The organism is Sphaerisporangium sp. B11E5, assembly GCF_039871875.1.
In the GTDB taxonomy this organism is placed as follows: Bacteria; Actinomycetota; Actinomycetes; order Streptosporangiales; family Streptosporangiaceae; genus Sphaerisporangium.
Genome location: NZ_JBDPMD010000080.1, coordinates 1 through 25,276, shown reverse-complemented (window position 1 = coordinate 25,276; position 25,276 = coordinate 1). Strand labels below are relative to the sequence as shown.

The 25,276-nt window shown below is 70.4% G+C and carries 20 protein-coding genes; 10 read left to right on the top strand and 10 right to left on the bottom strand.

The genetic code is table 11. The features are described 5' to 3' along the window. The 3 genes from ABGB17_RS37665 to ABGB17_RS37655 all read right to left on the bottom strand — a co-directional run. On the bottom strand, nucleotides 1-733 hold a 733-nt coding region (locus ABGB17_RS37665), incomplete at its 3' end, for a DUF4429 domain-containing protein (RefSeq protein WP_347638957.1). Nucleotides 734-785: 52 nt separating this feature from the next. Beyond that, a complete protein-coding gene (locus ABGB17_RS37660) occupies nucleotides 786-1,124 on the bottom strand; it encodes a hypothetical protein (RefSeq protein ID WP_347638955.1) in 339 nt (112 codons plus the stop codon). Between the two features lie 229 nt (nucleotides 1,125-1,353). Beyond that, nucleotides 1,354-2,397 carry a LacI family DNA-binding transcriptional regulator gene (locus tag ABGB17_RS37655; protein ID WP_347638954.1) on the bottom strand — a complete coding sequence of 348 codons (1,044 nt, stop codon included), beginning with the start codon at nucleotides 2,395-2,397 and terminating at the stop codon, nucleotides 1,354-1,356. Between the two features lie 565 nt (nucleotides 2,398-2,962). On the opposite strand from ABGB17_RS37655, the gene ABGB17_RS37650 reads away from it, so the two are divergent. The 6 genes from ABGB17_RS37650 (at nucleotide 2,963) to ABGB17_RS37625 (ending at nucleotide 10,102) form a co-directional block, all read left to right on the top strand. Further along, nucleotides 2,963-4,723: an ABC transporter substrate-binding protein gene (locus tag ABGB17_RS37650; RefSeq protein WP_347638952.1), complete on the top strand. Its 1,761-nt coding sequence runs from the start codon at nucleotides 2,963-2,965 to the stop codon at nucleotides 4,721-4,723. Nucleotides 4,724-4,780: 57 nt separating this feature from the next. After that, the gene (locus ABGB17_RS37645) at nucleotides 4,781-5,776 is read left to right on the top strand and encodes an ABC transporter permease (RefSeq protein ID WP_347638950.1); all 996 of its coding nucleotides are present in this window, start codon (nucleotides 4,781-4,783) and stop codon (nucleotides 5,774-5,776) included. Further along, complete coding sequence (locus tag ABGB17_RS37640) at nucleotides 5,773-6,657, top strand: ABC transporter permease (RefSeq protein WP_347638948.1); 885 nt, start codon at nucleotides 5,773-5,775, stop codon at nucleotides 6,655-6,657. Before ABGB17_RS37645 ends, ABGB17_RS37640 begins: the two co-directional genes overlap by 4 nt. Then, nucleotides 6,654-7,598 (top strand): ABC transporter ATP-binding protein, encoded by a 945-nt coding sequence (locus ABGB17_RS37635; protein ID WP_347638946.1) that lies wholly within the window; start codon nucleotides 6,654-6,656, stop codon nucleotides 7,596-7,598. The genes ABGB17_RS37640 and ABGB17_RS37635 overlap by 4 nt, the downstream gene beginning before the upstream one ends. Next, nucleotides 7,598-8,476: an ATP-binding cassette domain-containing protein gene (locus ABGB17_RS37630; protein WP_347638944.1), complete on the top strand. Its 879-nt coding sequence runs from the start codon at nucleotides 7,598-7,600 to the stop codon at nucleotides 8,474-8,476. The genes ABGB17_RS37635 and ABGB17_RS37630 overlap by 1 nt, the downstream gene beginning before the upstream one ends. A 75-nt stretch (nucleotides 8,477-8,551) precedes the next feature. Further along, nucleotides 8,552-10,102 carry a class I adenylate-forming enzyme family protein gene (locus ABGB17_RS37625; protein WP_347638942.1) on the top strand — a complete coding sequence of 517 codons (1,551 nt, stop codon included), beginning with the start codon at nucleotides 8,552-8,554 and terminating at the stop codon, nucleotides 10,100-10,102. Between the two features lie 90 nt (nucleotides 10,103-10,192). On the opposite strand, the gene ABGB17_RS37620 is transcribed toward ABGB17_RS37625, so the two are convergent. From ABGB17_RS37620 to ABGB17_RS37605, 4 genes are all read right to left on the bottom strand, one after another. Then, nucleotides 10,193-10,324 carry a hypothetical protein gene (locus ABGB17_RS37620; protein WP_347638940.1) on the bottom strand — a complete coding sequence of 44 codons (132 nt, stop codon included), beginning with the start codon at nucleotides 10,322-10,324 and terminating at the stop codon, nucleotides 10,193-10,195. After that, a complete protein-coding gene (locus ABGB17_RS37615; protein ID WP_347638938.1) occupies nucleotides 10,321-11,748 on the bottom strand; it encodes an aldehyde dehydrogenase family protein in 1,428 nt (475 codons plus the stop codon). Before ABGB17_RS37615 ends, ABGB17_RS37620 begins: the two co-directional genes overlap by 4 nt. A gap of 119 nt (nucleotides 11,749-11,867) precedes the next feature. Further along, nucleotides 11,868-12,680, bottom strand: a complete 813-nt coding sequence (locus ABGB17_RS37610; RefSeq protein ID WP_347638936.1) for a helix-turn-helix transcriptional regulator — start codon at nucleotides 12,678-12,680, stop codon at nucleotides 11,868-11,870. Nucleotides 12,681-12,794: 114 nt separating this feature from the next. Then, nucleotides 12,795-13,946 carry an amidohydrolase family protein gene (locus ABGB17_RS37605; protein ID WP_347638959.1) on the bottom strand — a complete coding sequence of 384 codons (1,152 nt, stop codon included), beginning with the start codon at nucleotides 13,944-13,946 and terminating at the stop codon, nucleotides 12,795-12,797. A gap of 35 nt (nucleotides 13,947-13,981) precedes the next feature. Here ABGB17_RS37605 and ABGB17_RS37600 point away from each other — a divergent pair, with 35 nt between their 5' ends. After that, entirely contained in the window at nucleotides 13,982-15,337 is a 1,356-nt protein-coding gene (locus tag ABGB17_RS37600; protein ID WP_347638934.1) for a glutamine synthetase family protein, read from the top strand. A 126-nt stretch (nucleotides 15,338-15,463) separates the two neighbouring features. Here the strand turns inward: ABGB17_RS37600 and ABGB17_RS37595 are convergent, their stop codons facing one another. The 3 genes from ABGB17_RS37595 to ABGB17_RS37585 all read right to left on the bottom strand — a co-directional run bounded on the left by ABGB17_RS37595 (nucleotide 15,464) and on the right by ABGB17_RS37585 (nucleotide 16,888). Next, nucleotides 15,464-15,730, bottom strand: coding sequence for a hypothetical protein (locus ABGB17_RS37595; protein ID WP_347638932.1), 267 nt, complete (start codon nucleotides 15,728-15,730; stop codon nucleotides 15,464-15,466). Continuing rightward, nucleotides 15,727-15,861, bottom strand: coding sequence for a hypothetical protein (locus ABGB17_RS37590; protein WP_347638930.1), 135 nt, complete (start codon nucleotides 15,859-15,861; stop codon nucleotides 15,727-15,729). Before ABGB17_RS37590 ends, ABGB17_RS37595 begins: the two co-directional genes overlap by 4 nt. 163 nt (nucleotides 15,862-16,024) lie before the next feature. Continuing rightward, nucleotides 16,025-16,888, bottom strand: a complete 864-nt coding sequence (locus ABGB17_RS37585) for an SDR family oxidoreductase (protein WP_347638928.1) — start codon at nucleotides 16,886-16,888, stop codon at nucleotides 16,025-16,027. Nucleotides 16,889-16,987: 99 nt separating this feature from the next. On the opposite strand from ABGB17_RS37585, the gene ABGB17_RS37580 reads away from it, so the two are divergent. The 3 genes from ABGB17_RS37580 to ABGB17_RS37570 all read left to right on the top strand — a co-directional run. Then, complete coding sequence (locus tag ABGB17_RS37580) at nucleotides 16,988-17,371, top strand: helix-turn-helix domain-containing protein (RefSeq protein WP_347638926.1); 384 nt, start codon at nucleotides 16,988-16,990, stop codon at nucleotides 17,369-17,371. Nucleotides 17,372-17,794: 423 nt separating this feature from the next. Further along, nucleotides 17,795-21,784: a hypothetical protein gene (locus ABGB17_RS37575; protein ID WP_347638924.1), complete on the top strand. Its 3,990-nt coding sequence runs from the start codon at nucleotides 17,795-17,797 to the stop codon at nucleotides 21,782-21,784. Beyond that, the coding region (locus ABGB17_RS37570; protein WP_347638922.1) for a hypothetical protein at nucleotides 21,778-25,276 on the top strand (3,499 nt) is incomplete at its 3' end. The genes ABGB17_RS37575 and ABGB17_RS37570, both read left to right, overlap by 7 nt.

Genomic DNA, 25,276 nt, shown 5'->3' with positions numbered 1-25,276 from the left:
GGGGGGGGGGGGGGGGGGGGGGGGGGGGGGGGGGGGGGGGCTGGCGGACCGTCATGGCAGTGACCAGCATGGCGACGGTGCGGGTCTCCTTGTCGAGGCCCCACAGGACCAGGCAGTGGGGGTCGTGTTTGGGGGGCTGGCGGGTGTCGGGGGCGCCTTTCAGGCGGAAGCGGACGAAACCGTTCTCCAGGCCCACCGAGGGGGTCCAGTCCACGCCGGCCAGGTCGCGCACGGAGAACTGCTGGGGGCCCGCGGAGCGTTTGCCTGACTCGGTGGCCCAGTTCCAGTTGAGGTGCACGCGCTCGCCGTCGAACGTGGCCGAACCGTCCCCGGCGGACGCCGTGAGGGGGACGGCGGGGCCGGGGAGCAGCCAGGAGTCGCACGGGCCGTCGGGGACCTGCTCGATGAGCAGGGAGTTGCGCACCTCGTCGGCGAAGTACTCGGCCACGCCGGTACGCCCGGCGTCGACGGTGAGCCGGTAGGGGTCGGCGGCGTCCGGCACCCGGCCCTGGGTGGCGGACACGAACGGATCCGCGCCCTCACGCAGCCGCAGGCGCAGCCCGCCACCCTTGCGCCCCGGCTCGTACGCGATGCCGGCGATCGCGGCCAGGGGCACGGCCCGCTCGCCGAGCAGTTGCCGGAGCTTGTGGACGTGACGGTCCCGCGAGGGGATCACGCGCAGGGTCTCACCGTCGAACATCCACGTGCCGTCTCGTGACAGGACCTCCGCCATACCGGGATCCTATTGTCCGATCAACGCGCCGGGCCCCGGAAGGAGCAAGCCGTCAGTCGCGCGCGGTCCGCGCGCCCACCGGCTCCCGGCTGTGCCGCGGCTCGGCGGGGTTCTGCGGGGAACGCACGGTCTCCGATCCCTGGATCTCGCGCGCGTCCCGCTGCGGCTCCGGCGCGCGGGCGGGCCGCGGCGTGCCGTCCGTCATCTGGCGCACGATGTCCTCGAGCTCCTCGGGACTGTCCGCCTCGGCGAGCACGCCCCGCGCCGCCGCCTTGGAGCGCGGCGTGGCCCAGTACCGGCGGGTGTGCTCGCCGTACCAGACCATCCAGCCGGGCAGCCGCGCCGCGAGCTCCCGCGCCGCGGTCTTGCCTTCCGTGACCTCGTTCGTCATCACGACCTCTTCCGTGGTTCACCTGTCGCCGGCGAAATGACCGTCGCCACCGCTGAAACGCCCTCGCGAGCGTGTCGGGCGGTCAGCCACCTTCGGCGGTTGATCGACCAGCTCGAACCAGGTCGCAACTTCCCTTGATCTCGCGGTAGTAACCCCGTTCCACGTCTACGGTACGCGGAAATGCCTCACATATTCCTATAAAAACCAACATCATTAAGATCGCCATCGATCATTGCAGCGCGGCGGCCGGCGACAGGGCCGCCGGGGGCGGCGCGGTGCTTCCCCGCGGGGTCAGCCGTGCGGCCTCGTCCTCGAAACCGCCCACCTCGTCGCCGGCGATCAGGCTCATCAGCCGCCGTGCCGCGTGCGCGCCGTACGCCGGGATGTCCCGGCTGAGCGCGGTCAGCGCGGGCCGCACCACCTGGGACAGCGGCGAGTCGTCCCACGCCACGATGGAGAGGTCGCCGGGCACGTCGAGCCGCATCTCCTGCGCGACCGACAACCCGGCGACGGCCATGATGTCGTTGTCGTACACGATGGCGGTCGGCCGGTCGGCGGAGCTGACCAGCCGCCGGGTGGCCCGCGCGCCCTCCTCGCCGGTGTAGTCGGTGTGCACGATGGTGTGGCCGGTCAGGCCGAGCTCCTCGCACACGGCGTCGAAGGCGCGGTCGCGCAGCACGGTGTGCACGAGCTGCGGCAGCCCGCCGACCCGGGCGATCCTGCGGTGGCCGAGCGCGCTCAGGTACCGCACGGTCTCGTGGACGGCGGAGGAGTCGTCCGACCACACGGGCACCAGGCTGCCGGACTCGGCGGGGTGCCCGATGACGACGGTGGGCAGGGTGAGCGCCTGGAGCTCGGTCACCCGGGGGTCGTCGAAGTGGAGGTCCACCAGGATGGCGCCGTCGATGCGTCCCTCGCCCCACCAGCGGCGGTACGCCTCGATCTCCTGCTCGTGGTCGGTGACGACCTGGAGCATCAGGGCGTAGCGCCGGGCGGACAACTCGCCCTCGATGCCGCTGATCAGCTCCATGAAGAACGGCTCCATGCCGAGGATGCGCGCGGGCCGGCACACCACGAGGCCGACCGTGCGGGCCTGGGCGCCGTTGAGCGCGCGGGCGGCGCTGTTGGGCCGCCAGCCGATCTCCTTGGCGATGGCCTTGATCGCGGCCCGCTTGGCCTCGGACACGCCGGGCCGGTCGTTCAGCGCGTAGGAGACGGCCACCTTGGAGACTCCGGCCCGGCGCGCGATGTCGGCGATGGTCGGTCGTTTCACGTCGGCCCCCAGGCTGAACCGGTTACGTTACGGGGTTCTGCCGCGCACCTTACTACGTACCCTGCGATGACGCTCCCCATGTGGTGGCGGAGCGTGATCCGCGCTGTGGCGTGAATTCGGGCATAGGCCCCCAAATTGGGCACTTAACCAAGTTAAGGATAGGCGCGAAAAGGCGCACATCCATGCCCGTAACACCGCCTCTGATGCCCCCGTGAGCGTCCGGCGGTGTCTCAAACGGGTCACGACTATTGACACACCAGACACACGGAATTTACGTTCACCGTACTTATCCGGTTCACCAAACGCTGCTTGAGCTGGCTCGACAGCATGACCGGGCCGGCTGTCCCGCGGCCCGGGGTGAGGTGTGACGACAATCGGGTCCTTGAACGTGGACGCGGCTCGGGCGAGTATGGGAGCGCTCCCAAGAACGCTCTCACGCTCGGTCACCGTGACCCCGCCCCGGACCCCGGCCCGGCCGGGAGCACGCTCCCGCGAATCCTCTCCATCGGAGCCTGAAGGTTGTTCGGACCCTCCGCGATCGGCTCGCGGAGGAAGGAGAAACACGATGCGAAACCGAGCGCGGTACCTGGTCCCGCTCATCGTCGCCGGCGTGGTGGCCGCGGGGTGTACCGGCGGCGGATCCACGCCCCCCGCCTCCCAAGGCTCCGGCTCGGCGAGCGCCCCGGCCGCCAACCCGGCGAACCCGAACTCGCTGCCCCGCAACGAGACGCTCTACATGAGCGGCACCCAGTGGGGCCCGCCCGCCAACTTCAACCCCATCCGCGAGTGGGACTCGGCCACGGGAACCAAGGGCCTCGCGTACGAGACGCTGTTCCACTTCGACCCCAACACCGGCAAGCTCGTGCCCTGGCTCGCCGAGAGCGGTACCTGGACCGACGACAAGACGTTCGAGGTGAAGCTCCGCTCCGGCGTCACCTGGTCGGACGGCAAGCCGTTCACCTCGGCCGACGTGAAGTACACCTACGAGCTCGGCAAGCTGGAGACCATCCCGTACCACAACATCTGGGACTTCCTGAGCGGCGTCGAGGCCGTCGACCCGCAGACGGTGAAGTTCAGCTTCGAGAAGGCCAACTACCAGCAGTGGGACTTCAACCTCTACAACAGGTCCATCGTGCCCGAGCACATCTGGAAGGGCCGCTCGGAACAGGACGTGCTTGACGGCGTCAACGAGAACCCCGTCGCCACCGGCGCCTACAAGTACATGAGCCACGACCAGGACCGCGTGATCTGGGTCAAGCGCGACGACTGGTGGGGCAAGACGGCACTCAAGATGGACCCCAAGCCCAAGTACATCGTGGACATCGTCAACTCCAGCAACGAGGTGGCGATGGGCCTGCTGCTGCAGAAGGGCCTGGACCTCAGCAACAACTTCCTGCCCGGCGCGGCGAACCTCGTCAAGGGCAACTTCGGCATCACGACCTTCTACCCCGAGCCGCCGTACATGCTGTCGGCCAACACGGCGTGGCTGGTGCTGAACACCACCAAGAAGCCGATGAACGACGCCGCGTTCCGCAGGGCGCTCGCTTTCTCCGTCGACACCAAGAAGATCGTCGAAGGCGTCTACGGCAACCTGGTCAAGGTCGCCAGCCCGACCGGCCTGCTGCCCCAGTGGGAGCAGTTCGTCGACCAGCGCGTGGTGAGCTCGTCCGGCTTCAGCTACGACCCGGCCAAGGCCAAGAAGCTGCTCGCCGACGCCGGCTACCGCGACCGTGACGGCGACGGGATGGTGGAGAACAAGGACGGCTCCAAGATCAACCTTCAGCTGATCGTGCCGTCCGGCTGGACCGACTGGATGGAGTCGATCCGGGTCATCGCGGCCAGCGCCAAGGAGGCCGGGATCAACGTCACTCCCGAGTTCCCCGACTTCAACGCCCTGGTGGAGCAGCGCGGCAACGCGAAGTTCGACATGCTGATCAACAACGAGCGCGGGCTGTCCAACAGCCCGTGGACCTACTACGACTACATCTTCCAGCTCCCGATCCGTGACGTGCAGAACACGGTCAACTTCGGCCGGTACGAGAACAAGCAGGCATGGGACCTCGTGCGGGAGCTCGACCAGGTCAAGCCCGAGGACGTCGAGGGCATGAAGGCCGTGACGTCCAAGCTGCAGAAGATCACCCTGGAGGAGATGCCGATCATCCCGCTCTGGTACAACGGCCTGTGGTCCCAGGTCAGCAGCTCGGTCTGGAAGAACTGGCCCTCCTCGGCACCGAACGCACCGAAGACCGCGCCGGTGTCATGGCGCAACTGGATGGAACTCGGCGGATTCGAGACCATCGCCCAGCTTCAGCCGGCGAACCCCTGACCGGATGACCTCGCCCCCTCCCGCCCCGCGGGAGGGGGCTTTTCTGGAGAGAATCTCGTGCGCCAATACTTCGGCAGGAAGCTGCTCATCTACGGACTGACGTTCTTCGTCGCCGTCACGGTGAACTGGATGATCCCGCGGTTCATGCCCGGGGACCCCGTCGCCAGCATGCTGGCCCGGGCCCGGGTGACCCAGCCAGAGGCGCTGGAGGCCATGCGGGCCTACTACACCAACCTGTTCGGGCTCGACGAGCCCCTGTGGCGGCAGTACCTCAACTTCTGGGCGGCACTGCTGCGTGGCGACTTCGGCATCAGCGTGTGGGTGTTCCCGACGCCGGTCTCCACCGTCATCCTCGGCGCCGTCCCCTACACCCTCGGCCTGATGATCCCGGCCGTGCTGCTGAGCTGGGTCGTGGGCAACCGCCTCGGCGCGTTCGCGGCGCGCCGCAAGCTGCTCGACAACACGGTGCTGCCGGTCGGCTACGTGCTGACGGCCACGCCGTACATGTGGATCGCGGTGATCCTCGCCTGGGGCCTCGGTGTGGTCGCGGGCGTCTTCCCTGTGGCGGGCGGCTACAGCTTCTCGCTCCGGCCCAACCTGTCGCTGGAGTTCATCGGGAGCCTCCTGCTGCACTGGGCCCTGCCGTTCGCGTCGCTGTTCCTGGTGGCCCTCGGCGGCTGGGCCATCGGCATGCGCAACATGATCATCTACGAGCTGGAGTCGGACTACTCCAACTACCTGGCCGCGCTCGGCGCCCCGCGGCGGCTCATCCGCAAGTACGCCTTCCGCAACGCGGTGCTGCCGCAGATCACCGGCCTCGCCCTGCAACTCGGCGTGCTGGTCGCCGGAGCGCTGGTCACCGAGATCGTGTTCTCCTATCCCGGCCTCGGCAGCCTCATACTCAAGGCGATCCAGAACCAGGACTTCTTCCTGCTCCAGGGCACGTTCCTGTTCATCGTGCTCGGCGTGCTGATCGCCAACTTCATCATCGACATCGTCTACGTCGTCGTCGACCCGCGCACCCGCGCCGGCATGGCGGGAGCCGCCGCATGACCGTCATCGACACCGCGCTGCCGCAGACCACGACCACCGTGCGGCGCGAGGCGCTCTACTTCGCCTTCCGCAACGTCAAACTGCTCATCGGCCTCGGGATCATCCTGGTGCTGCTCGGCATCGGGGTCTTCGGCCCCGTCCTCGTCAGCGGGGTGCCGAACGCGTACTCCGGCATGCCGATGCAGCCGCCGTCGTCGCAGTACTGGCTCGGCACCAACACCTTCGGCCAGGACATCTGGGTCCAGTTCGTGTACGGCCTGCGCACCACGTTCGTCGTGGGGGCGCTCGGCGGCGGGCTGGCGGCGATCATCGGGATGGTCGTCGGCTTCCTCGCGGGCTACCGCGGCGGGTGGCTCGACGAGATCCTCAACATGATCACCAATGTCATCCTGGTGCTGCCCACCCTGGCCGTACTGCTGATCATCAACGCCTACCTCGGCATCCGCAGCGTCGGCGTGCAGGCCCTGTTCATCGGCCTGACGAGCTGGCCGTGGGCGGCGCGGGCCATCCGGGCGCAGACGTTCTCGCTGCGCACCCGGGAGTTCGTCGACCTCGCCCGGCTCAGCGGCGTGCGCACCCCGAAGATCATCCTTCGGGAGATCGCGCCGAACATGAGCTCCTACCTGTTCATGACGTTCATCCTGCTGTTCGGCGGCTCCATCCTCATCGCGTCGTCGCTCGACTTCATCGGGCTCGGCCCCACCGAGGGCGTGTCGCTCGGCCTGATGCTGCAGAACGCCCACCAGTGGAGCGCCCTGCACCTCGGCCTGTGGTGGTGGTTCGTGCCGCCCGGCGCCGGCATCACCGCGATCGTCGGGGCGCTGTACGTCGCCAACGTCGGCCTCGACGAGGTCTTCAACCCGAAGCTGAGGGAGACATGAGCCTCACGGTCAACGACCTCAAGGTCTACTACCGGACCTTGAAGGGCGATGTGAAGGCGCTGGACGGCGTCACGTTCTCCGTCAAGGACGACGAGATCCTCGGCCTCGCGGGGGAGTCCGGCTGCGGCAAGACCACGCTCGGCAAGAGCCTGATCCGCATGGACGGGCGCATGAAGCACGTCGGCGGCACCGTCGAGCTCGACGGCGAGGTGCTGCCCATCGCGGACGACGCCCGGATGAACGCCTACCGCTACCACCGGGTGTCGCTGATCCCGCAGTACTCCATGAGCGCCATGAACCCGACCCGCAAGATCGGCAAGATGGTCGGCGAGCTGGTCAGGTCCCGGGGGCGCAAGCTCGACAAGGACGAACTGCTCAACCGCCTCGAACAGGTGGAGTTGTCGCCCGAGGTGCTCGACCGGTACCCGATCGAGTTGTCCGGCGGCATGAAGCAGCGCATGGTCATGGTCATCTCGACCCTGCTCAACCCGTCGCTGCTCATCGCCGACGAGATCACCTCCGCGCTGGACGTGTCCACGCAGAAGGCGGTGGCCGGCGCGCTGGTCGGGTTCCGGCGGTCGGGCTTCGTGAAGAGCATGATCTTCATCACGCACGACATCTCGCTGACCTACCAGATCGCCGACACCATCATGGTGATGTACGCCGGGCGGCTGGCTGAGAAGGCGCCCGCCCGCGCCATCGTCAACGCGCCCAAGCACCCGTACACCCAGCTACTGATCAACTCGCTGCCCGAGGTCGGCATCCGGTACGCCGACAAGAAACTGTCCGGCATCCCCGGCAGCCCGCCCTCGCTGCTCGCCCCGCCCTCCGGCTGCCGGTTCCGGGACCGGTGCCCCCTCGCGTTCGCCAAGTGCGCCGAGGAGGAGCCGCCGGTGGTGGAGATCGAACCCGACCACTTCGTCGCGTGCTGGAAGGCATGATGCTCGTACTCGATGACGTCACCAAGGTCTACAAAGTGGGCGCCTTCGGTGGCAAGACGCTGACGGCCGTCGGCGGGGTCAGCTTCGACGTCCGCCCCGGCGAGGTCGTGTCACTGATCGGGGAGAGTGGTAGCGGCAAGAGCACGATCGGCCGCATGATCCTCGGCCTCACCTCGGTGACCTCCGGCACCATCTCGTTCGACGGCACGCCCGTGAAGCCCGGCAAGTCCTACTACCGGCACGTCCAGGGCGTGTTCCAGGACCCGTTCAGCTCCTACAACCCGGTGTTCAAGGCCGACCGCGTCTTCACCATGATCAAGGAGCAGTACTACCCCGCCGAGAAGGCCTGGGACCAGCGCGTCGAGGAAGCCCTCACCTCGGTGCGTCTCAACCCCGGCCAGGTCCTGAACAAGTACCCCCACCAGCTCAGCGGCGGCCAGCTCCAGCGCCTCCTCATCGCGAGGGCGCTGCTGCTCGACCTCAAGCTCCTGGTGGCCGACGAGATCACCAGCATGCTGGACGCGTCCACCCGCATCGACGTGCTCAACCTCCTGGCCGACCTCAAGACCCGCGGCCTCGGCGTCCTCTACATCACCCACGACCTCTCCCTCGGCAACTACCTGGCCGAACGCACGGTCGTGCTCCGCCGCGGCGCCATCGTCGAGATGGGAGACACCGAGAAAGTCTTCGGCGACCCGCTGCACCCCTACACCCGCCAGCTCCTGTCCGCCGTCCCCCGCCTCCACGCCTCCTGGGAGGACGCCCCCCCGGTGGACAAGTGCCTCTACCACACCAACGGCGCCACCGGCCCGTTGCACGAAGCCGAGAAGAGCCACCTGGTGGCCTGCGCCCGCCTTCCGTCCTGCCCTGAGGCCTGACATCGTGGTCGCCTCCGCCCGTACCGGGGCGGAGCGGACCACGGCTGCGGAAGACGCCGAGCTCAGGAGCCTGACATGCACGAATCCGCCGAACCGCTCTTTCCGTACCCCCTGCTTGAGGCGCTGCGGGACTCACCCGGCAGCACGGCCTTCGAACAGGGGGACAGGCTCGTCTCCCGCGGTGAACTGCTTGACCTCATCGAACGCTTGGCCGGCGCGTTGCGCGAGGCGGGCCTCGGGCCGGGCCGGGGCGTCGCCCTCAGCGCCGGTGTGTCGCCGGAGGCGTTCGCCGCGCACATGGCCGCGCACACGATCGGCTGCCGCGTGCTGTGCGTACGGCCCGGGTACACCGCCTCCTGGCTCGCCCACGTGCTCGGCATGGACGTCGACGCCGTGGTCACCGACGCCTCGGCGGCGACCCCGGAACTGCTCGGCGCGGCCGGGCCGGCCGCGGTGCTGTCGCTCGGGCCGGTCGCCGGCGCGTCCGACCTGCTGGCCCACCCCGGCGGCGGCCGTGTCACCGGCGTCACGTGCCGCCCCGGCGACGTGGCGTTGCTGTCCTTCACCAGCGGCAGCACCGGGGAGCCCAAGGGCTGCGCCTTCACCTATCGCGCGCTCGACGCGCACTGGTCCTACAACCCCCGCAACTGGACCCCGATGGCCGCCGCGCTGGCCGGGTCTTTCGAACGCTTCGCGGTGTTCGGCACCCTGGCGAGCCCGGTGATCCTGGACTACCTGATGTTGTGCCTGCTCGGCGGCGGCACCGCGGTGATCCCCGAGGAGGACGGACGCCCGCTGTTCCCGTACGCGATCGAACGGCACCGGCTCACCGGCACCGTCATGGCCGCCCCCCGGCTGTGCCAGATGCTGGACCTGCTCAAGGACGAGCCGGTCGAGGTGGGCAGCCTGCGCGCGGTCATGGTCGGCGGGTCGTCGATCAGCGCGCGCCGGCTGACCGAGGCGGTGGAGCGGCTCGGCCCTGTCGTCTACCACGGGTACGGGATGACCGAGGCCAGCCTGATCACCATGCTCACCCCCGCCGACATCACCCGCCTTCCCGGCCGGGCGGCGGCCTCGGCCGGCTTCCCGCACCCCGCCGTCGAGATCAGCGTGCGCGACGAGGAGGGCCGCCCGGTCCCCGCGGGCCGGTCCGGCGAGATCCATGTGCGCAGCCCCTACCTCATGACGGGCTACTGGGACCGTCCCGAGGAGACCGGCGAGGTGCTGCGGGACGGCTGGCTCCGCACCCGCGACCTCGGCCACCTCGACGACGGCCTGCTGTACCTGGCCGGCCGCACCAGGGACGTCATCCTGGTCAACGCCACCGTCGTCTACGCCGGCCCCATCGAACGCGTCCTGGCAGGCCACCCCGGCGTGGCGGAGGCGTACGTGACCGGCGCCCCCGACGAGCGCACCGGAGAGGCCGTGCACGCGTTCGTCGTGCCGTCCCCCGGCCACATCCCGGACCCGGACACGCTGACCGCACTGGTCCGCGCCGAACTCGGCCAGGAGGCCGTCCCCGCGACCGTCACGACGGTGCACACGGTCCCGGTCGCCACCAGCGGCAAACCGGACAAGCGTGCCCTGCTGGAGCGGTACGGCCCGGCACCGGTCGCTCGGCCCTGATCGAGTCGATCAGGCGGCGATCGACTTCACCCCACGGCGCGGAGTACGCACCTTCATCGGAACCGCGGTGGTCAGTGTGTCGCCGCGGTTCTACTGATCGGCGATGTCTTCCGTCCGGAGGCGACCGAAAGCCCGCTCGTTCTGGGTCGACACGATGGGCTGGCGGGTGTCGCGGGCGACATGTTCGAGATCTCGGAGCGCATCGGCGACGATCACGCTCACTGATCGCGCCGCTTGACCACGATGGTCTGCCGCTCGGTGAACTCCAGCAGGCCGGCTTGGCCGCTCTCGACCCCGACGCCGGACTGCTTGAGGCCGCCGAAGGGCACGAGAGGCGACAGGTGCATGATCTCGTTCACCCAGACGGTGCCGGCCTGGAGCCGCTCGGCCACGGCCAGGGCGGCGTCCGGGTCTGCGGACCAGACCGAGGCGCCCAGGCCGTACTCGCTCGCGTTGGCGCGGGCGATGGCGTCCTCGACGTCGTGGAACCTCAGCAGCGGCAGCACCGGGCCGAACTGCTCCTCCCGGACGATCCTCGCGTCCTCCGGAGGGTCGCCGATCAGGGTGGGCCGCAGGAACAGCCCGTCCGGTTCCTTATCCGGCAGCCCGCCGGTGAGGAACTCGTAGCCGTGGTCCCGGGCGTCCCGGAGCAGGTCGATGACGGTGTCGTACTGGCGGCGGTTGGAGACCGGGCCGATCTGCACGCCCTCGTCCAGGCCGTTGCCGACCGTCACCTGCCCGGCGAGGGCGACCATGCGCGCGGCGATCCGGTCGTACACGTCGGCATGCAGGTAGAGGCGCTTGGCCGCCAGGCAGATCTGACCGGCGTTGCTGAACGCACCCCAGAACAGCCGCTCGGCGACAAGGTCGGCGTCGGCGTCCGGCAGGACGATCGCCGGGTCGTTGCCACCGAGTTCCAGCGTGACGCGGGCCAGCGAGGCGGCGGCGCCGGCCATGACCTCGCGTCCGGTCCGGGTCGACCCGGTGAAACTGATCTTGTCGATGCCCGGGTGCCGGGTCAGCCACGGGCCCAGCTCCTCGCCGCCGGTGACGACGTTGACCACCCCGGCCGGCAGCACGCCGCGCAGCAGTTCGCCGAGCCGGAGCGCCGACAGCGGGGTGAACGTCGACGGCTTCACGACCATGGCGTTGCCGGCCAGCAGGGCGGGAGCGAGCTTGAACGAAAGCTGGCCCATCGGGTAGTTCCACGGAATGATCGCCCCGACCACCCCCAGCGGTATGTGGCGGGTGATCGACCGCCGGTCCGCGTCGTCCTGGTTCACCGTCACCGAGAGGTCGAGGGCCGCGGTCTCACGGAGCCAGTGGCTCAGCCCGGCCACCTCGCCGGTCGCGGCGGCCAACGGCTTGCCTTGCTCCAGGGTGACGAGCCGGGCGAGCTCCGCGGCGTTCGCGTCGATCACCTCGGCGGTCGCGCGCAGGTACTGCCGGCGGTCCGCCAGAGGCAGGGCCGCCCATCCCGGCTGCGCGCGGCGGGCGGCGGCGACGGCGGCGTCCAGTTGCGCGGGGGTGCAGTCCGGCGCCTGCCCGGCCACCTGGGACGTGGCCGGATCGATCACAGCGTAGGTCGAGGCCGCAGGGACGGCCTCGCCGTCGATGGTCATCGCGTACACGGTCGGGGTTGACATATGCGTGTGCTCCTTGGGAACCCGGGTCTGTCGCCATCGCATCGATGGTGGACGGTGGGTCCCCCGATGGGGAGGCAGCCGCTGCCGAGGTGCGGGGCTCCTAGGAGCCGGCGGGCCAGTCAGGTCGCCAGGCCGGCCAGCGCCTTCTCGCTGCGGGAGCCGGGCCGCGGGGTGCCGACGTGGAGCTGCTGCCCAGGGGCGTCGTGCACGTCGAAGGTCTGGTACGTCAGCTCGATCCGGCCCGCCACCGGATGCACGAAGACCTTGAAGGCCCGCGTCAGGCTGCCGACCTCGTGGCCGTTCCAGAGCTCCTCGAACTCGGGCGACGTCGCCGACAGCTCCTCGACCAGCCCGCCGATGACCTCGTCGCCCGGGAACCGCCCGGCGTTGAGCCGAAGGGCGTGTACGGTGCTGCGGCGCAGCGGCTCCCGGTCGGCGAACACGGACTTCGCCTCCGGGTGCGTGAAGAGGATGCGCGGCATGTTGCGTTCCTGCCCGAAGGGCGCGAGCAGGGCGTCGGCGATCGCGTTGGTGGCGAGCACGTCGAACGCCCGGCCTAGCACGTAGGCCGCCGAGGACGGGAAGGCGTTCAGCAGCTCCAGCAGCGAGGGGTGGACGAGGTCACGAGAAGTGTCCGAGCCGGGGCGCGGGTTGAGGCCGGCCAGCCGGAACAGGTGCTCGCGGGCTTCGGAGGACAATCTCAGCGCACGGCCGACGGCGTCGATGACCTGCGCCGAAGGGTTGCGTTCCCGGCCCTGCTCCAGCCGGGCGTAGTAGTCGGCGCTCACACCGGCGAGGACCGAGACCTCTTCCCTGCGCAGGCCCGGGACCCGTCGGCCGAGCGTGCCGCCGGCCAGACCCGCGTCACCTGGGTCGAGCCGGGACCGGCTCGCACGGAGGAAACCCCCGAGTTCGTTGTCACGCGCTGCCATGTCTCCAATGGTAGGAACGGTTCGGGACCAGGCGGTTCACCACCGGGCCGGCGGGCCCACACGTCGCGGTCCGGTCCGGCCGACAGGGCGCTTCGCCGGAGTGACGTCGCCGGCTCACTCACCTGCGGCGGCCGGCCCGCGCTCGTCCAGCCGGTAGACCCGGCGGGCGTTCTCGGCCCCGGCCAGGCGGGCGATGTGTTCGGCGTCGTCGTGCGTCCACTCGCCGGTGTCGAGGCCCGAGCGTAGGAATGTGTCGAGGGCGCGGCGGAACCAGAGGGCGCCGAGGTGGTGGAGTTCGGGGAGGGCGTAGCCGTCGGAGGAGTAGAGGAACTTGCCGAAGGGGATCAGTTCCAGGGTTTCGGCGATCACGGTGGGGGCGCGGTGGGCGGCGTTGTGGGTGGCGAGGCCGGCGTCGGCGTAGACGTGGGGGAAGACCTGGGCGAGGTAGGCGGCGTTGCGGTGGTAGGGGTAGTTGTGCAGGAGCATGACGGGGGTGCCGTGCGGGGCGGTGGCGCGGAGCCAGGGGGTGAGGAGCAGGGGGTCGCAGTGGTGGAGGTTCACGTCGGCGTCGCCGTAGCCGACGTGGAACTGGATCGGCAGGCCGAGGTCCACGCCGCACCAGGCGAGGAAGGCGTGCAGGGTCATGTCGGCGAGCCGGGGCTGGTCGTCGCCGATCGTGGGGAGCCAGCGTTCCACGGCGGACGTGACCTCGGCGTCGGACGGGCGTATGGGCGGGAGCGCCAGGCCGGCCCGGTAGGCGGCGATCGACTTCACGCCGACGGCGTCGGCGGCGCGCTCGGCCAGCCGGGCCCGTACGGCGCCGGCGAACTCGCGGGGGGACGGATGCCGGGCCGCCACTTCCTCCGCGACCTGTTCCAGCCGCACGATCTCGTACGCATGGGCCCCGGACTCCTCGGCCATCCGTTCCGGGGACAGCAGGCGGCCGGTGGCGAAGCCGGTGTCCACGCACAGGGCGGCGAGGCCGGCGGCCCGCAGGAACCGGCGGTTCACCTCGGGGGCGCCGAGTTCGGCACGGCGCGCGAGGTAGTCGTCGGCGGGGGCGTGCGGCGGCAGGCCGAGCACGGGTGCGCACCAGCGGCGCACCGCGAGGCCGGACAGCGAGTCGAACAGCGTGGTCCCCGGTGCGGGGGTGTCCGCCTCGGTCAGCAGGGACTCGAAGTCCGCGCGGCCGAGGTCGTCCTCCAGCACGCCGTGGCAGTGGTGGTCCACGAGGCGGAGTTCCGCCACGCACCTGAGCATCTCCATGGACGTCACGATGCCCATCATGTAGAAGAAGCGGAATGGACCAAGAGGAGCGCACGCGCCGCGCCGCGCAGGCCAGGAGCAAGGCCGAGGAGCTGGCCGGGAAGGGCGTGACGGGTGTCGCGGTCACGTGGGTGGACACCAGCGGGATCACCCGGGTCAAGGCCGTGCCGCTCGCCCGGTTGCCGCACGCCGCGGCGTGGGGCATCGGCGCCTCGCCCGTGTTCGACGCCTTCCTGCTCGACGACTCCATCGTCCAGGGCCGCTTCGCGGGCGGCCCGGTGGGCGACCTGCGCCTGCACCCCGATCTCGACCGGCTGGCGCCGCTGACCGCGCTGCCCGGCTGGGCGTGGGCGCCCGCCGACCGCTTCGACCAGGGCGGCAGGCCGCATCCCCTGGACGCGCGCCATCTGCTGCGCCGCGAGGTGCGGCGGCTGGCCGCCGACGGGTTCACCGTGCGGGCGGCGTTCGAGGTGGAGTGGGCCGCCTCCGTGGGGGAGGGCGACGACTTCACCCCCGCCTGCGCCGGCCCCGCGTACGGCATGACGCGCCTCACCGAGCGGGCCGACTACCTGCGCGACATCATGGAGGCCGTGACCGCCGCCGGGGTCACGGTGGTGCAGATCCACCCCGAGTACGCCGCCGGGCAGTACGAGATCTCGGTGGACGTGGACACCCCCGTGGGCGCCGCCGACACCGCCGTGCTGGTCCGTGAGACCATCCGTGCCGTCAGCCTGAACCACGGCCTGCGCTCGTCGTTCTCCCCGAAGGTCCTCGCCGGCGGCGTGGGCAACGGTGGCCACGTGCACGTCAGCCTGTGGCGCGACGACGTCAACCTGATGTCCGGCGGGCAGGGCCCCTACGGCCTCACCTCCGAGGGCGAGGCCTTCACGGCGGGCGTCCTGTCCCACCTTCCCGCCCTCCTGGCCGTCGGTGCCCCCTCGGTCGCGAGCTACCTGCGACTGGTCCCCTCCCACTGGGCGGGCGCCTTCGCCTGCTGGGGCCTGGAGAACCGGGAGGCCGCCCTCCGTTTCGTCACCGGCGCCGCGGGCGAACGCCACCACGCCGCCAACCTGGAGGTCAAGTGCTTCGACCAGGCAGCCAACCCCTACCTGGCCCTGGCCGCCCTCCTCGCCACGGCCCACGACGGCCTCACCACCGGCGCCACCCTGCCGCCCCCCGTGGACGCCGACCCGGCCACGCTCGACGGCCCGGCACCCCTGCCGTCCTCACTGGAGGAGGCACTCCCGCCGTTCACCGCCGACCCCGTCCTGGCGCGGGCCTTCGGCGAAGCCGTCATCGACACCATCGCGACGGTCCGCCGCGGCGAGATCGCCCTGTTCGCCGGCGCCACCCCTGAGGAGATCGCCGCCCGCATCCGCTGGCGGCACTGAAACCCGCCTGGACGCGGTGGCGCGGGTGGCCGAGATCCCTGGACGGCCGGGGCCGCAGGCGTGGAGGTGCGGCCGTCCGGGGGATCAGCGCTCACCCGAGGGGGTGAGCGCCCGGGGCGTCAGGTTTCAGCGCCCGTGGCCGTGGTGCCCGTCGTGCCCGTGCCCGTTCCTCGGGAAGTCCCTCCGGTCGAAACCGTGGTGACGGGCGTAGGCGGACGAAAGGCGCTTCCACGTGCCGTCGTCCCACCGGTAGAAACGGTGGCCGTCGAAGCGGTAACGGCGGCCGTGATCGGTGCTGTACCAGTCACCGTGCTTGGTGTACCGGTGCCACCAGCGGTGACCGTCCCAGCGCACGCCCTTGTTCTCGTGCCACACGTGGGAAATCTGGGTCACATGGTCACGGGCACCGCCGTCCGCGGTCGAGTAGGTCGCCGCGGAAGCGGCCCCGCCGGCGCCCAGAGCATCCCGCCCGCGACGGTGAGGGTGGCAGCCGCGGTGGCCAGGTGCCGAGTGATCTTGCTCATGTTCCTGTCTTCTCCTTGGTCGGCACGCGACCTCCGGGATCCTCCGGAGGCCGCGTGCTCGGTGTTACAGGCGGCTCAACCAGGAGGGTGTCCGAAATATGCCCAATCATCCCATGATGTGAAGTTTGTCACCAAAGAGCAGGTCAACGAGCTGTCAGGGCTGTCAGGACGCCAGCGCCGCCGCGATGACGGACGGGACCGGCGTGGTGGGCCGTCCGATGAGCCGCGCCAGGTCCCCCGGCGTCCCTGCCAGGGCCCCGCGTCCGATGGCCTCGTCCACGTCCACCAGGACGTCGGCGAAGCCTTCGGGGACGCCCGCGCTCACCAGGATCTGCCTGCGCTCGGCGGCGGGGACCGAGACGTGCACGACCTTGTGGCCGGACAGGCGGGTCAGTTCCTCGGCGAAGTCCTCGAACGACCACGCGACGTCACCGCTGAGCTCGTACGCCGTGTCCAGGTGCCCGTCGGTGCTCAGGACGACCGCGGCCGCCGCGGCGTAGTCCGCGCGGGGAGCGGAGGCGACACGGCTGCCCTCGGGCGCGTTGGAGAGGAGCACGCCCCTCTCCAGCGTGCCGGGGAGGTCGCCGAGGTACACCTCGGTGTACCAGTTGTTCCGCAGGAACGTGTACGGCAGCCCGGAGTCGAGGATCAACTGCTCGGTCCCCTGGTGTTCCCGTGCGAGCAGGAAGTCCGCCTGGGGGCTGCCGAACACACTGGTGTACGCGATCTGCGCCACCCCCGCCACCCTGGCCGCGTCGACCACCACGCCGTGCTGGGCCACGCGGTTGCCGAGCACCGGACTGGAGATCAGCAGCACCCGGTCCCCGGGGTGGAACGCGCCCGCGAACGTCTCCGGCCGGTCGTAGTCGGCGATATGCACGCGCAGCCCGCGCGTGGCGAGGCCGGCGGCCTTCTCCTCGCTGCGCGCGACCGCCGTGATGCCGTCCGCCGGAACTCCTCGCGCGAGCAGATCCTCGATGACCAGACGGCCGAGGTGTCCGGTGGAGCCGGTGATGACGATGCTCATTTTCGTCCTCTTGCAGGTGCATGTGGGATGACTTCGATGCTTACCCTAGAGGTAGCACTGGTTCGGTGGTAAGTACCCACCTTCACGTAAGGTACTGCTGTGGAAGTTAGTGTCGAAGTGTCCCCGGGGCCGGACGTCAACCGTGCCGAGTGCCCGTCCCGGCTCGTGCTCGAACACGTGACGAGCCGCTGGGGTGTGCTGGTCCTGGCCGCGCTGCGCGAACGCTCCTACCGTTTCAGCGAGCTGCGCCGCCACGTCGGCGGCGTGAGCGAGAAGATGCTCGCCCAGACCCTGCAGACCCTGGAGCGTGACGGCTTCGTCCACCGCGCCGCCCAGCCGGTCATCCCACCCCGCGTCGACTACTCCCTGACCCCTATGGGCCGCGAGGTCGCCGAGCAGGTGTGGGCACTCAGCCGCTGGGTCGAGGACAAACTCGGCGACGTCGTCACGGCCCGCGAGGCTTACGACGCGGCGCGCGGCTGATCGGTGATTTTCTCCGGTTTTCGGCCATCGAAATTGGGCTCAGTGCTGCATTTCAGCTGATTCGATGATGCCTGGCCCGGTCGCCGTGGTGTCCGTCAGCTCTTCCTCAATATGTTTTCCGGCGAAGTTTCGCGTCCTCGGCCACGTGGTAATTCCACAGGCGTTCCACTCATGATCATGGTGTACCGGAACGAAGCCCCCCGACTGACGGTTCGACGCACATCGTCGGAAGGCCCGCGGGAGGCTGGGGTTGTCGGCTATCGCTCACACGCGCAGGTGTTTTCCACGAGCGCGTTGTCAGGTTTCATCGCGTTCGCGATAGGTTTGGGGCCGATAGCGTACGACCCTTCCGACTTCATTGACGACGGGCGGACCGACGCGTCATTCGTGGTCGATTGCGGGCCCGGGCGTACCGGTCCCCCATTGCGGGTCACACGGACGGTGCGGCCGGACGGGGACCGGGCGACCGTCACGGTTCTCGTCGTCAACAAAGGTGGCGTCACCGCGAGGGCGGCGGGTTTCTCCGACGACCTCTCCGCGACCTCCGCCGACGGCGTCATCGGTGACGCGGAGGCGACCACCGGCACGGTGACCTACGAGAAGCCGTCGCTGAAGTGGACCGGCGACCTCGCCGCCGGGGAGCGCGCCACGGTCCGGTACGTCATCCCGGCGCCCGGCGACGAGTCGGCCACCTCGACGATCAGCGCGACCGCGGGGGAGTCCTGCGTGGACGCACCTGCCGCCGCGCAGCATGAGCCCGCCGCGCAGGACGAGCCCGCCGCGCAGGATGAGCCGGCCGCGCGGGATGAGCCCGCCGCCGTGCAGGACGCGCCGGCGGGTCGGGACGCCGTGGCACCCGGCGACCTGCCCGCGCGTCGCGCGCCGGCGGCCGAGGCCAGGGACGCGGCCGAGTTCGAGGCGGGCCTGGCGGGAGCCGCGGCGCGGGCGGCGCCGATCGCGTTCTCGCAGCGGTACACGGACAGTTACCGGGGTGCGGTGACCCGGGCCGGGAACACGGTGCTGACCTGCTACCCGCCCGCCGTGAGTGACTGCACCACCCGCAGGAACGGCTCGGGCAACAACAACGTCGCCGCCACCTTCGTCGACGTGGACAGCGACGCGTCGACCTTCAACTCCAGCACCGCCGACCTCACGATGTCGTCCGGCGCCCAGGTGGCGTACGCGCGGCTCTACTGGGGCGCGCGGAGCGAGACCACGACCGACACGCCGGGGCTGCCCGCGGGCAACCGGCTGTCCCCGAACATCGCGCTGCGCCACCACGTGCAGATCAAGGCACCCGGGTCGTCGACCTACCAGACGATCACCGCTCCCGCGTCCTCCCTCGGTGACACCCCCGACAACGTCACCGCCGCGGGCATCGTCTACGGGGCCTCGGCGGACGTGACCTCCCTCGTGGCGGCGGCCGGCGCCGGCACGTACAGCGTGGCGAACATCCAGGCGGGCCGCGGCTCCGACGGCCTCGGCGCGTTCGGCGGCTGGTCCCTCGTCGTGGCCTACCGGGACCCGGCGCTGCCGCTGCGGAACATCAGCCTGTCCGACGGCTTCATCTACCAGCAGAACGGCGCGCCGGACACGACGATCAGCATCTCCGGCTTCCGCACCCCCGTCACCGGGAACGTCAGCGTCCAGCTCGGCCAGATCGCCTACGACGGCGACAACGCGATCGTCGGGGACTCCCTGCTCGTCAAGACCACCAACGGCCCGCAGGTCACGCTCAGCGACGCCCTCCACCTGGCGAACAACTTCTTCAACTCCACGATCGCCACGCTCGGCAACCAGGTGACCAACCGGAATCCCGCCTACACCAACACGCTGGGCTACGACTCCAACATCATCGACGCGTCGTCGGCGTTCAGGAACAACGACACCTCCGCCCAGTTCACGTTCCGCACCTCCGGCGACGCCTACTGGCCACAGGTCTTCTTCACGCAGATCGACCTCCACCAGGCGAACATCCAGACCACCAAGTCCGCCCAGGTGGTGGGGGGCGGGACTCCCGTGCCCGGCTCCGTGGTGCAGTACACCGTCACCGTGACCAACACGGGCGACGACGACGCGGTCAACGTGCTGCTGACCGACCCGATCCCCGCCAACACCGTCTACATTCCCGGGAGCATCAGCGTCGCCTCGGGGCCGAACGCCGGGCCCAAGACCGACGCCGTCGGCGACGACCAGGCGCAGTTCGTGAACAACACGGTCGGCGCGCAACTGGGGACGGGAGCGGGGCCATTCACCGGGGGCACCCTGGCCGTCGGCCAGTCCACCTCCGTGACGTTCCGCGTCACCCTCGGGCCGAACTCGCCGGGCACGACCGTCACCAACACCGCGTCCGTCAGCTACGCCAGCGCCGACACACCGACCCAGCAGGGGACCAGTGCCGCGGCCGCACCGCTGGTGGTCCCCGTCCAGGTCTCGTCGCTCAGCCTGCTGAAGACGGCGTCCCCCACCGCGGTGACGGCGGCCGGCCGCACGGTCACCTACTCGTATCTGGTCAGGAACACCGGGCAGACGACCCTCACCGGCGTGGGGGTGGTGGACACGTCGTTCTCCGGCTCGGGGCCGCGGCCGGTGATCTCGTGCCCGGTGACGACGCTGGCTTCCCAGGCGTCCACGACCTGCACCAGTACCTATGTGGTGACGCAGACGGACGTGGACACCGGTTCGGTCGTCAACACGGCGGTGGCGTCGGGCACGCCGCCGACCGGATCCGCGGTGTCGTCCGCTCCGTCCACGGCGACGGTGACGATCGCGCCGGCGCCGAGCCTGTCGCTGCTGAAGACGGCATCTCCCACGGCGGTGACGGCGGCCGGTCGTACGGTGACGTACTCCTACCTCGTGGTCAACACGGGGAACACGACGTTGCCGGGTGTCTCGGTGGTGGACACGTCGTTCTCCGGTTCGGGGACGCCGCCGGTGATCTCGTGCCCGGCGACGACACTGGCGCCACAGGCGTCCACGACGTGCACCGGCACGTATGGGGTGACGCAGGCGGATGTCGATGCCGGTTCGGTCGTCAACACGGCGGTGGCCTCCGGGACGCCGCCGTCCGGGCCGGCGGTGTCGTCCTCTCCGTCCACGGCGACGGTGACGATCGCGTCCGCGCCGGGGCTGTCGTTGCTGAAGACGGCGTCCCCGACGACGGTGACGGCGGCCGGTCGTACGGTGACGTACTCCTACCTTGTGGTCAACACCGGCAACGCGACGCTGACGGGTGTCTCGGCGGCGGACACGTCGTTCTCGGGTACGGGGACGCCACCGGTGGTCTCGTGCCCGGTGACGACGCTGGCCCCGCAGGAGTCCACGACCTGCACCGGCACGTATGTGGTGACGCAGGCGGACGTGGACGCCGGCTCGGTGGCGAACACGGCGGTGGCGTCCGGCACGCCGCCGTCGGGTCCGGCGGTGTCGTCGTCTCCCTCTACCGCGACGGTCACCGTCGCGTCCGCGCCGAGTCTGTCGCTGCTGAAGACGGCTTCTCCCGCGACGGTGACGGTGGCCGGGGCGACGGTGACGTACTCGTACCTTGTGGTGAACACCGGGAACGCGACGCTGACGGGTGTCTCGGCGGCGGACACCTCGTTCTCGGGCACCGGGACGCCTCCGGTCATCTCGTGCCCGGTGACGACGTTGGCCCCGCAGGATTCGACGACGTGTACCGGCACGTATGTGCTCACGCAGGCGGACGTGGACGCGGGTTCGGTGGTGAACACGGCGGTGGCCTCAGGCACGCCGCCGACGGGCCCGGCGGTGTCGTCCGCTCCCTCGACGGCGACGGTGACGATCGCGCCGGCGCCGAGCTTGTCGTTGCTGAAGACGGCGTCGCCGAGTGCGGTGGGGGCGGCCGGTCGTACGGTGACGTACTCCTACCTTGTGGTCAACACGGGGAACACGACGTTGACCGGTGTCTCGGCGGCGGACACCTCGTTCTCAGGTACCGGCACGCCTCCGGTGGTCTCGTGCCCGGTGACGACGCTGGAGCCGCAGCAGTCCGTGACCTGTACCGGCACGTATGTGGTGACGCAGGCGGATGTGGACGCGGGTTCGGTGGTGAACACCGCGGTGGCGTCCGGCACGCCGCCGTCGGGTCCGGCGGTGTCGTCCGCCGCTTCGACGGCGACGGTGTCGATCGCCCCGGCGCCGGGCCTGTCGCTGCTGAAGACCGCCTTCCCCACCACGCTGACAGCGGCCGGGGCGACGATCACCTACTCGTTCGTGGTGGTCAACACCGGGAACGCGACGCTGACGGGTGTCTCGGCGGAGGACACCTCGTTCTCGGGGACGGGGACGCCTCCGGTGATCTCGTGCCCGGTGACGACGCTGGCCCCGCAGGACTCGACGACCTGTACCGGTACGTATGTGGTGACGCAGGCGGACGTGGACTGTCGTTGCTGAAGACGGCGTCGCCGAGTGCGGTGGGGGCGGCCGGTCGTACGGTGACGTATTCCTACCTGGTGGTCAACACCGGTAACACGACGCTGACCGGTGTCTCGGCGGCGGACACCTCGTTCTCAGGTACCGGCACGCCTCCGGTGGTCTCGTGCCCGGTGACGACGCTGGAGCCGCAGCAGTCCACGACCTGCACCGGCACGTATGTGGTGACGCAGGCGGACGTGGACGCCGGTTCGGTGGTGAACACCGCGGTGGCCTCAGGCACACCGCCGACGGGTCCTGCGGTGTCGTCCGCCGCTTCGACGGCGACGGTGTCGATCGCCCCGGCGCCGGGCCTGTCGCTGCTGAAGACGGCCACGCCCGTCACGGTGACAGCGGCCGGGCCGACGGTCGGCTACTCGTACACCGTGGTGAACACCGGGAACGCGACGTTGACCGGTGTGGGAGTGGTGGACACGTCGTTCTCGGGCTCGGGGCCGCCTCCGGTCATCTCGTGCCCGGTGACGACGCTGGCCCCGCAGGACTCGACGACGTGCACGGGCGATTACGTGGTGACGCAGGCGGACGTGGACGCCGGTTCGATCGTCAACACCGCGGTGGCGTCGGGTACGCCGCCGACGGGACCCGCCGTGTCGTCCCCGCCGTCCACGGCGACGGTGACCATCGTGCCCGCGCCGAGTGTGTCGTTGCTGAAGACGGCGTCTCCCACGGTGGTCACGGCGGCCGGTCGTACGGTGACGTACTCCTACCTGGTGGTCAACACCGGGAACGCGACGCTGACCGGTGTCTCGGCTGCGGACACCTCGTTCTCGGGCACGGGGACGCCGCCGGTGGTCTCGTGCCCGGTGACGACGCTGGAGCCGCAGCAGTCCACGACCTGTACCGGGACCTACGTGGTGACGCAGGCGGACGTGGACGCGGGTTCGGTGGTGAACACGGCGGTGGCGTCGGGTACGCCGCCGACGGGTCCTGCGGTGTCGTCCGCTCCCTCGACGGCGACGGTGACGATCGCGTCCGCACCGAGCCTGTCGCTGCTCAAGACCGCGTCCCCCACGGCCGTGACGTCGGCCGGGGCGACCGTCACCTACTCGTACACCGTGGTCAACACCGGGAACACGACGTTGACCGATGTGGGGGCCACGGACAGCTCGTTCTCGGGCACGGGGACGCCTCCGGTGATCTCCTGCCCGGTGACGACGTTGGAGCCGCAGGAGTCCACGACCTGCACCGGGACCTATGTGGTGACGCAGGCGGATGTGGACGCCGGTTCGGTGGTGAACACGGCGGTGGCGACGGGGACGCCGCCGACGGGCCCGGCGACGTCGTCCGCTCCGTCCACGGCGACGGTGACGATCGCACAGGCCCCGAGCATGTCGCTCCTGAAGACGGCCTCGCCCACCGCCGTGACGTCGGCCGGGGTGACGGTCACCTACTCGTACTTGGTGGTGAACACCGGTAACGAGACGCTGACCGGTGTCTCGGCGGCGGACACGTCGTTCTCGGGGACGGGGACGCCTCCGGTGGTCTCGTGCCCGGTGACGACGCTGGCCCCACAGGAGTCCACGACGTGCACCGGCGCCTACGTGGTGACCCAGGCGGACGTGGACGCCGGTTCGATCGTGAACACGGCGGTGGCCTCCGGGACGCCGCCGACGGGCCCGGCGGTGTCGTCCGCTCCTTCCACGGTGACGGTGACGGTCACGCCGGCGCCGAGCCTGTCGTTGCTGAAGACGGCGTCGCCGAGCACGGTGGGGGCGGCAGGGCGTACGGTCACGTACTCCTACCTGGTGGTCAACACCGGCAACACGACGCTGACCGGTGTCTCGGCGGCGGACACGTCGTTCTCGGGTACGGGGACGCCTCCGGTGGTCTCGTGTCCGGTGACGACGCTGGTGCCGCAGGATTCGACGACGTGTACCGGTACGTATGTGGTGACGCAGGCGGACGTGGACGCCGGTTCGGTCGTCAACACCGCGGTGGCGTCGGGCACGCCGCCCACGGGCCCGGCCGTGTCGTCCGCCCCCTCGACGGCGACGGTGACGATCGCGTCCGCGCCGAGCCTGTCGCTGCTGAAGACGGCTTCGCCGGCCACGGTGACGTCGGCCGGGGCGACGATCACTTACTCGTTCGTGGTGGTCAACACCGGGAACGCGACGCTGACGGGTGTCTCGGCGGCGGACACGTCGTTCTCGGGGACGGGGACGCCTCCGGTGGTCTCGTGCCCGGTGACGACGCTGGCCCCACAGGAGTCCACGACCTGCACCAGTACGTATGTGGTGACGCAGGCGGACGTGGACGCCGGCTCGGTGGCGAACACGGCGGTGGCGTCCGGCACACCCCCGACGGGACCGGCGGTGTCGTCCCCGCCGTCCGCGGTGACGGTGACCATCGCCGCGGCCCCCGGCATCTCGCTGCTGAAGACGGCCTCCCCGTCGGCCGCGACGACGGCGGGGCAGACGATCACCTACTCGTACACGGTGGTCAACACCGGCAACGAGACGCTGACCGGCGTCACCGCGACGGACACCTCGTTCTCGGGCACGGGGACGCCTCCGGTCATCTCCTGCCCGGTGACGACGCTGGCCCCCCAGGACTCGACGACGTGCACCGGCACGTACGTGGTGACGCAGGCCGACATCGACGCCGGCTCGATCGTCAACACCGCGACCGCGTCGGGCACCCCGCCGACGGGCCCGGCGGTGACGTCCGCCCCCTCCACGGTGACGATCACGGGCACGCCGGCCCCCGGCCTGTCGCTGCTGAAGACGGCGTCCCCGCAGACGGTGAGCGCGGCCGGGGTCACGGTCACCTACTCGTTCCTGGTGGTGAACACCGGGAACGAGACGCTGACCGGTGTCTCGGTCGCGGACACGTCGTTCTCGGGCACGGGGACGCCTCCGGTGGTCTCGTGCCCGGTGACGACGCTGGCCCCCCAGGAGTCAACGACCTGTACCGGCACCTACGAGGTGACGCAGGCCGACATCGACGCCGGTTCGATCGTCGACACGGCGGTGGCGTCGGGCACCCCGCCGGTGGGTCCCGTGGTGTCGTCCGCCCCTTCGACGGTGACGGTCACGGCCACGCCGGCGCCGAGTGTGTCGTTGCTGAAGACGGCGTCCCCCACCACGGTGGGGGCGGCCGGTCGTACGGTCACCTACTCCTACCTGGTGGTCAACACCGGGAACGAGACGCTGACGGGTGTCTCGGCGGCGGACACGTCGTTCTCGGGGACGGGGACGCCTCCGGTGGTCTCGTGCCCGGTGACGACGCTGGCCCCGCAGGAGTCCGCGACCTGCACCGGTACGTATGTGGTGACGCAGGCGGATGTGGACGCGGGTTCGGTGGTGAACACGGCGGTGGCGTCGGGTACGCCGCCGTCGGGTCCTGCGGTGTCGTCCGCCGCTTCGACGGTGACGGTGACGATCGCGTCCGCGCCGAGTGTGTCGTTGCTGAAGACGTCGTCCCCCACCACGGTGGGGGCGGCCGGTCGTACGG